The sequence below is a fragment of the Pedobacter duraquae genome (assembly GCF_004362245.1).
Taxonomy (GTDB): Bacteria; Bacteroidota; Bacteroidia; order Sphingobacteriales; family Sphingobacteriaceae; genus Pedobacter; species Pedobacter duraquae.
In genome coordinates this window covers 1-4010 of record NZ_SNWM01000010.1, presented here as the reverse complement: position 1 = coordinate 4010, position 4010 = coordinate 1, and the positions used below count along the sequence as shown (strand labels likewise).

General features: G+C 43.8%; 1 protein-coding gene and 1 pseudogene. Both read right to left on the bottom strand.

The features are described from left to right. Positions 1-205: pseudogene (locus tag CLV32_RS22975) on the bottom strand (efflux RND transporter periplasmic adaptor subunit); the annotation flags it as partial. 58 nt (positions 206-263) lie between these two features. Beyond that, a partial coding sequence (locus CLV32_RS22970) for a CusA/CzcA family heavy metal efflux RND transporter (protein ID WP_133559319.1) occupies positions 264-4010 on the bottom strand: 3747 nt, incomplete at its 5' end.

Here is a 4010-nt window from a genome sequence, read left to right as displayed (position 1 = left end):
GTGGGGGCACCGCAAGCTGGCCATTGGCCTTAACGACAGCATCTAAATTTCGTTTTTCGACCAGACCGATTTCTATTCCAACGGCATTCATCTGCCTTTGGGTCAAAGAAAGTCCTTCGGGCTTTTCTTCAATTTCAGTTTCTGCGGATGCTTCCTTGGTATCGCTTTCTTTTTTCTCTGAGGATCCCGAGCAAGATAAAAGCATCGCTAAGCAGAAAATTACGACAATTGATTTATATGTTCTTAAATGTAAGTGCATGGTTTTATTCTCCTTTAATAAATTGGATTTGAATTGCGGACTGGTTTAACTGGCTTAAGGCTTCTATATAAGAAAGCTTGGTTTGGACAGCTGAGGATACATTCTGGATATATTCGATATAGCCGATCTCCCCAAGGTCAAAAGATACCTGGGCAATTCTTAATTGTTCGTCTGCCTGCTTTAGCCCCTGGTTTTGATAATAATTTACAGCCTGCAGGTATTGCCCGTAATGCTGGACTTCCTGACTATATTCCATCATTAACCTGGACTGTGTATTAAGCAGGTCTGTTTTTGCAATCTCTGAGGATAGCTGCTCAGACTTTACCCTTGCCCGGTTTGCCCTATTAAAAATAGGCAAGGCAACCCCGACCTGAATCCCGGCGATTCTGGTTCCTGGGAAATAGTTCCTTGAAATATTTGCAGGATTGAATCCGGAAATAAGAAGTTGTTGGCTGTACCCTAAAGTAAAATCCGGCATTCCTTTGGATTTCTCTACTGCAATCCTTGCCTTGGCAACTTCCGTGCTTTGCAGACCCGCACTAATCTGCGCATTCTTGCTGAGTGATAAGCTATCTAAGGAAATAGGAAACACAAGCGGTTTGTCCTGGACAAGGACTAAGGTAGCAGGGGTATTGAGCAGCTGCTTCAAAATAGATTCATTGTTTGCTAAGTTTGCCAAAACGCCAAGCTTTAAGGCTTGAACCTGTTGAAATTGATTTCTGGCACTGATCAGTTCCAGGTTGGACGTCTCGCCGGTTTTAACCCGTACTTCCGCTTTGTTCACAAATCCTTTATAAAGGCTATCCTGAAAATCTAAAACCCGAAGGCTTTCTTTATTCAATAAGTAAGCGTACCAGGCTTCTCGAACTTCCCGGATGACTTCTGCCATTGTAATGTTACTGGTGCTGCTAGCAAGAAGGGTCTGTTTACTAAGCAGTTTACGCTGGTTTTTATATAGTCCGGGCCAGGCAATGTTTTGGGTTATGCCCAAAGAATTGTCCATATTACCTCCGCTAGTTGGATCCTGGGTAACCAGGATCTCGGTTTTAGAAAGGTCTGTTCCCGATCTTTGAAGGGCCCGTGCCTGTTCTACGGATAGGCCGGCCGAGCGTAGCCTTAAATTATTTTTTACGGCCATGGAAATGGCACTGTCCAGGGTCAAAGGCAAACGGCTTTGCGCCTGCGCTGGGTTTTGTTGTAAAAACATTAGACCACACACTACAAACAGGATTACAACTACCTTCGGTAACTTGGCTTTTGCTACCTCTTTGCGATTAAAGAGTAAATAAAGGCAGGGCAGAACAAAAAGTGTTAAAAAGGTCGCTGTGATCAGTCCCCCGATTACAACCGTTGCAAGTGGGCGCTGCACCTCGGCTCCTGCACTGGTTGATAAGGCCATGGGAAGAAATCCTAAAGATGCCACCGAGGCGGTCATTAGCACCGGGCGAAGCCTGGTCTTAGTACCCTCTAACACCCTTTGGTAAATATCATCTACCCCTTCTTCTTTCAACTGGTTAAAATAGCCGATTAAAACGATCCCGTTTAGAACAGCAACACCAAACAGGGCAATAAAGCCAACCCCTGCTGAAATACTAAAGGGAAGCCCGGTGATGATCAGGGCAGCAATCCCACCCATGGAGGCCAGCGGTACCGCGGTAAAAATTAATAGGCTTTCCTTTACAGAACGGAAAGTAACATATAAAAGAACCAGGATAAATAACAGGGCTGCAGGAACAGCAATAGCCAGTCGGCCTTTAGCAGCCTGCAGGTTTTGAAACTGCCCGCCATAGGTTATATAATAACCACTGGGAAGCTTAATTCCGGAATTCAGTTTTGATTGTATTTCCTTGACCGTAGTTTCTACATCCCGCCCTTCGACGTTAAATCCAACATAGATCCTTCGTTTTCCATCCTCACGGGAAACTTGGGCAGGGGCATCTTTGAACCCTATATCTGCAATTTGACTTAAGGGCACTTTATTTCCTGAAGGAAGTGGTATTAGCAAATTTTCAACACCGGAGATGTTTTCCCTTAAGTTTCGGTCTAACCGGACTACTAAATCAAACCGCTTCTCACCTTCAAACACCACTCCTGTTACGCTTCCGGCAAAAGCGGTTTTCATGATCATATTCAGATCACTTATGTTCAGTCCATACTGAGCCATCTTATCCCTGTTATAAGCCACCTGAATTTGTGGAAGTCCGGAAACTTTTTCAATATAGGGCGTAGAAACTCCATCAACAGGAGAAATCATTTTAGCGATCTTTTCAGCCTGTATCGCAAGTACATCAAGGTCTTCGCCATAAATCTTGATCGCTACGTCCTGACGGATCCCCGTCATCAGCTCATTGAAGCGCATCTGCATGGGTTGGGAGATTTCTACATTTATTCCTGGAATTTCGCTTAATGCCTCTTCCATTTTTTCCATCATCTCTGATCTGTTCTCAGCAGATGTCCATTCTCCTTTTGGCTTCATCGCCAGCATCATATCTCCCCTCTCCATTGGCATGGGGTCGGTTGGAATCTCTGAACTCCCGATCCTGGTAACAGCCTGCTTGATTTCAGGAAATTTTTCTTTTAATATTTTCTCCGCTTTCCCAAAGGTCTTTACAACCTCTGATAGCGAGGTGCCCTGCATCATCGAAATTTCTACCGTCAGATCGCCTTCTTCCAAGGTTGGAATAAATTCTCCTCCCATTCCTGAAAAAAGCCATATAGAAACAGCAAAAAGAATAAAGACAGCAGTAACGATCAAAACTTTTACCTTTAAAACTGCAACTAAGGTCCGTTGATACACCCTTTGCAGAAATTCTATGATCCGGTCAGAGATGTTTCTCTTATATGAAGTTTTCTTGCTTAAAAACAGAGCACTTGCCATGGGCACGTAAGTCAAAGAAAGAATAAATGCACCAAGGATTGCAAAAGCTACAGTTTGAGCCATTGGCCTGAACATTTTTCCTTCTATACCGATCAGCGACAATAAAGGCAGGTATACAATCAGAATAATAATCTGACCAAAAGCGGCCGACTTCATTAGTTTACTTGCGCTTTCTGCAACTTCGGTATCCATTTGATCCGGGGTTAACTTTTCAATCTCCTGTTTCTTATATTTTCCAGTAGTAATATGGTGGACGACGCTTTCTACAATAATCACTGCCCCATCCACGATTAACCCAAAATCTATTGCGCCTAAACTCATCAAGTTTCCTGATACCCCAAAGAGCTGCATCATGGAAAAGGCAAAGAGCATCGCTAGTGGAATGACCGAGGCCACAACCAATCCTGCCCTTAGATTACCTAAAAGAAGTACCAGTACAAACACCACAATCAGGGCGCCTTCGAGTAAATTACGCTTTACCGTATCAATAGCACGTCCAACTAGTTCTGTCCGGTCAATAAACGGCTCGATCACTACCCCTTCCGGCAAAGACTTCTGGACTTGAACCATGCGGTCTTTTACGTTTTGAATGACTTCACTAAAGTTTTCTCCTTTTAGCATCAGGGTCACTCCTGCAACAACTTCACCTTCCCCATTTCTGGTTACTGCTCCATAACGGGTAGCACTTCCAAACTGGACAGTTGCTACATCACGAATTAAGATTGGGGATCCGCTGGTATTCTTTACCACAATTTTACGGATATCGTCCAGGTTTTCTACCTGGCCAAGCCCCCTGATAAAATAGGCGTTACTTTGCTGTTCAATATAAGATCCACCTGAATTTTCATTGTTTTTTTCAAGGGCTGTATAAAC